Genomic DNA, 6,803 nt, shown 5'->3' with positions numbered 1-6,803 from the left:
TCGCTCTGCATGCCCCGTTCCAGCAAAAACCGCTGCAAGGCGACACTGGCACAAAATCCGTCTCCGTCAGGCTCAACGTGGGACATGATGCCAACGCTGATGCCTGGTTCCAAGCTTTCCAACAATACTTTTTTCAACTGTCGTGTGTCGTTCATGATGATTTTGGGGTTAAAAACCTCTCTGGGAGCTATTGCCCCGTCAAGGCTTAGGCGCTGAAGCGGCTCTATTTTCCCGCTTCCTCCTCTTCTTCTTCCTCTTCCAGAAATTCTTTATAGATTTCTTCGTCTTCATCAACTTCGAAAACTTCGTCATCATCCAGATAGTCATCCAAGTTGATATCCGGATCGTAGGCGCCGTCATCGTCGTCATAATTCTGTTTTATGCTGGCCAGCAAGGTTTCCACCTTCTCGGCACGGTCTTCAGTTTCGTCGTAGAAAAAGGTCAGTTCGGGAATGGTCCTCATAATTTGTGCTCCTGCGATTTGTTTTTTGAAAAATCCAGAACTTTTAGTCAATTGTTCCCTGATGGCATCATGGGAAGCGGGGTTGTTATAGTGTGAAAAATATAGCTTTGCATGGCGAAGGTCTTTGGAAATCAACACTTCGGTGATGTTCACCCATTCCAACGCCGGGTCACGCAATTTCTGCTGAAGAGCGAGGTTGAACAGCTGTTTCAGCGCTTCCTGCAAACGTGGGATGCGATGCGATTTGCTCATAGTTTTTTAGCAACTTCTTCCAGGACAAAGCATTCCAAAACGTCACCTTCCTTGATATCAGAATAGTTCTCCAGGGAAAGGCCGCATTCCGTGCCAGCGCGGACTTCGTTCACATCGTCGGCATAGTGTTTCAAGGTGGAAAGATCATCTTCGGCAACTAAAACGTCGTTTCGATACAGGCGCACTTTGCAGCCGCGCTTGATGGAGCCTTTATCAACCTGGCAACCAGCCACAGTCCCCACTTTTTTGATTTTGAAAACCTGACGCACGGTGGCGGCGCCGATTATTTGTTCTTCAAATTCCGGTTCCAGCATTCCAATCAGGCTTTGGCGCACGTCCTCGATGGCATCGTAGATAATCTGGTAAAGCTTGATTTCCACGCCTTCATCTTCTGCCAATTTGCGTGCCTGCTGGCTCGCGCGAACGTGGAAACCAATTATCACCGCGTTGGCAGCGGAAGCCAGGTTCACGTCCGCTTCGCTGATGCCGCCAACGTTTTTGTGGATGATATTCACCTGCACTTCTTCGTTGGAAATCTTCTGCAGCGAGTCTGCCAAAGCTTCAGCCGAACCATCCGTATCGGTCTTGATAATGATGTTCAGTTCGCTCACCTGCTCTTCCTGGATGCGGGCAAAGATATTTTGCAGCGATGATTTATTCTGATATTTCTCGCGTTCCAAGCGTATCTGGTTACGTTCCGTGCTGATGGAACGCGCGGTTTTTTCGCTGTCAACCTGGTTCAAATTGTCACCGGCTTTGGGCGTGTCGGAAAGCCCGTAGATTCTGCCCACGTCCGCGGGATAGAGCGATTCAACCTCTTGTCCGCGTTCATTTTCTATCCGGCGCACCCTGCCATGGGTGGCGCCGCAAACGTATATATCACCCTTGCTGAGTTTTCCTTCCTGCATCAAAATCGTGGCCGCCGAACCCATGCGGGTGTCTTTGCTGGCCTCGATCACAACCGCCATACCGGGCACTTCACGACGTGCTTTCAGTTCCATCATCTCCGCGGTCAGAAGAATCAGTTCAATCAAATTCAAGATTCCTTCGCCGGTAACAACCGATGTGCGACACCAAGGCACGTCGCCACCATATTGTTCCAACAAAACGCCATAATCCAAAAGCTGCGCAATCACGCGGTCAACATTGGCATCCGGCAGGTCAACCTTGTTGATGGCAACAATCAGGTTCACCCCCGCCGCTTTGGCATGGTCAATCGCTTCCTTCGTCTGCGGCTTCACACCTTCACTGGCGGCAACCACGATCACAGCGATATCCGTGATATTTGCGCCACGTGAGCGCATGGCGGTGAAAGCTTCATGTCCCGGGGTATCCAAAAATGTGATTTTGTTATTATTTATCTCAATCTGGTAGGCACCGATGTGTTGAGTGATGCCTCCGGATTCTCCGGCAACCAGGTTTGTGCTCCGGATATAATCCAGAATGGAGGTTTTTCCATGGTCCACGTGGCCCATAATGGTCACCACCGGAGGTCTGGGTTCTTCTTCAACCTCGTCATACTGCTCCAGTTCACGATCCAATATCTCCGCGCCATACTCTTCTTCAAAACTGAAATCAACATTGAATTCATCACAGATCATTTCCAGCGAATCCCGATCCAGCCTTTGGTTGATGGTTACAAGCTGACCCATGGCAAAGAATTTGGAAATAATCTCCGCCGCTGTCACGTTCAGGATTTTTGCCAATTCGTTCACAGAGGTATATTCGCTGATGATGGCTGGCCCATCGCTTTCTTCTCTCACATGCTGGGCTTCACGGTGATATTTCTTACGTTTCGAAGTTTTTTGCATCACCTTCTTGATGTTGCGGGAAATTTCGGCCTCATCCGCTTCATGCAGGGGCTCTTCTTTGCGCCTGGATCTTCTGGTGGTGCTGGCGACAGCCTTTTTATGTTTGCTCTTTTCGCCCAAATCATCATGTTTGGGTTTGGCTTTGCCAAATTTTTTGGCATCCGGAGTTTGCACCGGAATTTCCGGAGGTGGTGCCTGTTGCACTGTGACGCGCGGGGCATCCGGTTTCCTTCTGCCTCGGGCGGGCTTTCTTTCCTGAGTTTCATCTGCTGGTTTGGGTTTGGTGACCCTTTTTCCACGAGGTTGAACCGGTGTTGCCTGTGTGAAGGGAACGATAATCCTGTGCGTGGGAGCTTCCTTTTCGGGAGGAATATATTTTTCCGGCTGTTCTGGCTCAGGCGCTTCAACTTCCACCACTTCTTCAACCGCTTCTTCCAAAACCGGTTCTTCTACAGGTTCAGTTTTCGCAGCCTTTTTCTTTTCACGGGCAGGTTTGGCGGCTTTTTTCTCTTTGGGAGCCTCAGACTCAGCCTTGGCAACCTTCTTCTTCGGCTCGGGTTCCGCTGCGGTTTTTCCAGCTTTGGCAGCTTGGCGCATCTCATGAAGGCGCCGTCTGTCTTTCTCCGCCTTTTTCTCCGCGGCCATCTGTTCGTTATATTTTGTCCGGATCATATCCGCCACCTCGGGATCAACCAAGCTCATGTGGCTTTTCACGATCACGTTCATATCGGTCAGGTGTTTCCTGAGCGCCATCGTGCTGATTTTCAGCTCTTTGGCAAGTTCATGTACTCTAATTTGCACTTTGTTCCTCCACATTGGCGATGCTGGATTGATATTCCAACATCCGGGCGGCGAATTGCTTGTCTTTAACCCCGAAGATACCGGTTTGATGCACTCCCAAAGCAGTACTCAATGTTTCCTGGTTTCCCAGACGCATAAGCGGGGTTCGCGGCGCCTGTTCCTTGATTTCATATTCGATCCTGCGAACAGAGCGTTCCGCGCTGTCATTTGCGATCACAACCAGGCGAAGCCCGCGGGAATTTAGCTCCCGAATGCAGGCATCCGCTCCAGCCACGATTTTCCCGGCTTTGCGGGCGAATTGCATCAGGTTCACAATCTTCTTTTCAGCCAGCTCGCGTGTCATTGAGCCTCCTCCCGTGGGAAAATGGCAGTTATGTTGCGCAAGCCAAATTTTCGTTTCATCTGTGAACGCCGCCACTTGTCCAAACCACGCAGACAGTTTTCCTGAGGACACACATATTGCCGCCGCCGCTGCACCCGGCGCTGGGGATCGAAAACCAGGCCTTCGGACAGCAAAAAAAAGGCAAGCAGCTCCCGCAGATCTTTTTGTGATCTGCAAACCACGCAGGTTCGCTGTGGTCGGTGTCCGGCTTTGCTATGTCGGTTTGGCATCAGAAATATTTCGCTGCTTCCTTCAGCTTTTCAGCAGTTTTTTCGCCCACACCCTCCAGGTTGCACAGCTCTTCAATCGAGGCGGCAAAGATATCCTGCACCGATGTGTAGCCAGCGCTGCGCAAAACTTCGGCAATCTTGGGTGAAACCCCGTCCAGATCGGTCACGTGGCTAACTGTGCGGCGTTCCTTGGCCAGTTTTTCCTCGAATTCCTCAGGTGTGAAAATATCAATCTTCATCCCGGTCAATTTCGCTGCCAGCTTCACGTTTTTGCCACCCTTGCCGATGGCGACAACCTTGTCCTGCGCGTCAACAATCACGTTGGCGGCGCGGTTGCGTTCAATAATCACTTTCAGGGTGCTTTCCAGACCCAGGGCGCGTTCAATCATTTTGCCGGGATCCTCATCGTGGACAACGATATCTATCTGCTCTCCGCGCAATTCTTTGCGGATGCTTTCGATGCGTTGACCCTTGGGGCCAATGCAGGCGGCAACCGGGTCCAGCTTCGGATCCTCGGTCATGATTTCCAGCTTTGTGCGGATACCCGGTTCGCGCACAATTTTCAAAATCTTGATGCTGCCATCATACACTTCCGGGATTTCGGTCTCAAACAGTTTCTTCACAAATTCCGGATTTGTGCGGGAAAGGATGATGGTGATGCTGGATTGATGGGAGCGGATGTTTGTGACATAGGCACGGATATTGTCTCCGACGCGGTAGGCTTCGGTTTCCACCTGCTCTTCAGCCGGCAGCAGCGCTTCCGTATAGCTGATATCGATGCGATATCCACCCAGGTCGTCGATGGTTTTAATCTTTCCGCTCACAATCGTATTTTTTTGTTTGTTAAAGTCGTTTTGGATTTTTTCTTCTTCCAACGTGCGAATTTTATCGTGAATCGCCTTTTGCGCGGTTTTAATCAATTTGGGCTCAAATTCATTCATGGCCATGTTGCGGGGCCAGAATTCTTCCAATTGCACTTCCCGCCCATAAAGCTCTCTCGCCTCAGCCAGGGACATTTCTCCCAATTGGGTCTCAGTTTCCACCACGCGGCAGAGGAAATAGGCTTTGATGGTCCCGGTTTTCTCCTCCACATAAACCTGAAGGTCGCTTTCCGGCTCCAGCCTTTTGCTCAAGGTGGAGTGAATTGCTTCAATAATCATCTCTTGAATCGTTTCTTTGTCAAGCTGTTTGATGGCGGCAAGTTTGCCCACGGCATCCAAAATGTTTGCGTTCATTCTTCCCCCTTCGTTTTCTCCAGGAAAACAGTTTTGGCTTTGGAAATGGATTTCAACCCGATTTCCACCCTTGTGCCCCGGTCGTCCAAAATCACTGTATCTGGGTTCACTTCGGTCAATGTGCCCATGGCGGAACGCTTTTGCTCGCCATCAGTCCATTGCACCGCAACTTTTTCATTTATCGCACTCACCCAGTGGCTTTTGAGCTTCAAAGGACGCTCCAGCCCCGGGGAGGAAACTTCCAGGAAATAACGGTCTGGGATCAGGTCGAATTCCTCAAGCTCAGCCCCAAGGGCGCGGCTGAACAAGGCGCAATCATCCACCCCCACACCGCCAATTTTGGTGAGGTAAACAGTGATGATGCGTCCTTTGCCCGTCATTTTTTCTTCAATATCATAAAGCGCCAGGTTTTGTTCCTGACTAATCCTGCGGGCAATCTTTTCGATCTGGGCACGGAAAAACTCCATCGTACATTCCTTCATATCTTTAAATGTTTCACAATTCAAACCGCCGGCACGGGCTGAAACCCATGGTTCCAAACCAAAATCCGGCGGCAGAGGCACACACTCTTTTTGTGCCAAAAAAAATAGCTAACTCCCGTAGCTATTTGTTCTTAGCAAAGGCAATCCAATCGCTGGAAAAGCGGCCTTTGCACCGCTTCTAACTTTAGAGCACATTTTCTGAGCAGGGCATCTGCTGTCAAGCGGAAATTTAGCTTGGGATGGGCAGGCAGACCCCGTTTGGCAATTTTATCCCTCCGAATTGTTAATTATTGTGTAAATGGACGATAAAACTATTCCTCCGGCTCCAAGATGGATTGTATCACCCAAGCCGCTGCATGCATGCCCATGATGGCAGGCAGATAGCTGATGGAGCCGACAGTTCTGCGTTTTCTGCCGCGTTGCTGATCTGGTTCATCATCCGGCGGGTCAAAATCATTTTCGGGCAAAAAGGGTTTTTCGCTGGACCAAACGCAGGGAAAAGAGGCATCTATTCCTCTCTTGCCCAAGCTTTTACGAACCCGACGCGCCAGCGGGCAGTTATGTGTTTTGCGCAGCGGAGAAAGCTTGACCGAACCCGGATCCAGGCGATTTCCCGCGCCCATGACCGTCACGATGTTCAAACCCTGCTGCGCGGCATGTTCCAAAAGCCCAATCTTGGGTCCCAGGCTGTCGATGGCATCTATATAAAAATCGTTTTCCACCAACAGGTTGGGACGGTTCGTCTCGTCCAAAAAAACCTGATGGCAAAGCACTTTGGCACTGGGGTTTACCGCCAGAATCCTGTCGCGCGTAACCTCCACCTTTGGCAGTCCAATCGTATCCTGCAGCGCGATTATCTGCCGATTCAGATTGCTCTCCCCCACCTTGTCAAAATCAATCAAAGTGAAGTGCTGAATCCCGGCTCTCACCAATGCTTCAACCGCGTAGGAACCCACGCCGCCCAAGCCAATCACGCAAACCCTGGCTTCGCGCACACGCTTCAAAGCTGGCGCTCCCAGCAAAAGCTCCGTGCGGGAAAAAGCCGCTTCAGTCAAGGCAAACTCCGGTTAAAGCCTGGAAAGATTCATTTTGAACCCTGCCAAACTCGCTTTCGGAAATCCCGCCTAATTCCAAAGTCCGCTCCACC

General features: G+C 50.6%; 8 protein-coding genes. All 8 read right to left on the bottom strand.

Annotated elements, in window-relative coordinates; all coding sequences use genetic code 11:
* Positions 1–137: DHH family phosphoesterase (locus tag GX135_00295; GenBank protein NLN84528.1), on the bottom strand; the 137-nt coding region annotated here is incomplete at its 3' end.
* 86 nt (positions 138–223) lie between these two features.
* Positions 224–715 carry a 30S ribosome-binding factor RbfA gene (gene rbfA, locus GX135_00290; protein NLN84527.1) on the bottom strand — a complete coding sequence of 164 codons (492 nt, stop codon included), beginning with the start codon at positions 713–715 and terminating at the stop codon, positions 224–226.
* Entirely contained in the window at positions 712–3,327 is a 2,616-nt protein-coding gene (gene infB, locus GX135_00285; GenBank protein ID NLN84526.1) for a translation initiation factor IF-2, read from the bottom strand. Before infB ends, rbfA begins: the two co-directional genes overlap by 4 nt.
* Positions 3,317–3,670, bottom strand: coding sequence for a 50S ribosomal protein L7Ae-like protein (locus GX135_00280; GenBank protein NLN84525.1), 354 nt, complete (start codon positions 3,668–3,670; stop codon positions 3,317–3,319). Before GX135_00280 ends, infB begins: the two co-directional genes overlap by 11 nt.
* A complete protein-coding gene (locus tag GX135_00275; GenBank protein NLN84524.1) occupies positions 3,667–3,939 on the bottom strand; it encodes a DUF448 domain-containing protein in 273 nt (90 codons plus the stop codon). The genes GX135_00280 and GX135_00275 overlap by 4 nt, the downstream gene beginning before the upstream one ends.
* The gene (gene nusA / locus GX135_00270) at positions 3,939–5,174 is read right to left on the bottom strand and encodes a transcription termination factor NusA (protein ID NLN84523.1); all 1,236 of its coding nucleotides are present in this window, start codon (positions 5,172–5,174) and stop codon (positions 3,939–3,941) included. Before nusA ends, GX135_00275 begins: the two co-directional genes overlap by 1 nt.
* Positions 5,171–5,641: a ribosome maturation factor RimP gene (locus tag GX135_00265; protein NLN84522.1), complete on the bottom strand. Its 471-nt coding sequence runs from the start codon at positions 5,639–5,641 to the stop codon at positions 5,171–5,173. The genes nusA and GX135_00265 overlap by 4 nt, the downstream gene beginning before the upstream one ends.
* Before the next feature lie 326 nt (positions 5,642–5,967).
* Positions 5,968–6,711 (bottom strand): tRNA threonylcarbamoyladenosine dehydratase, encoded by a 744-nt coding sequence (locus tag GX135_00260; GenBank protein NLN84521.1) that lies wholly within the window; start codon positions 6,709–6,711, stop codon positions 5,968–5,970.
* Between the last annotated feature and the right edge of the window lie 92 nt (positions 6,712–6,803).

It is taken from the genome of Candidatus Cloacimonadota bacterium (assembly GCA_012522635.1).
In the GTDB taxonomy this organism is placed as follows: Bacteria; Cloacimonadota; Cloacimonadia; order Cloacimonadales; family Cloacimonadaceae; genus Syntrophosphaera.
The sequence above is the reverse complement of the archived record's forward strand: the minus strand, read 5'-3'. Positions and strand labels throughout refer to the sequence as shown.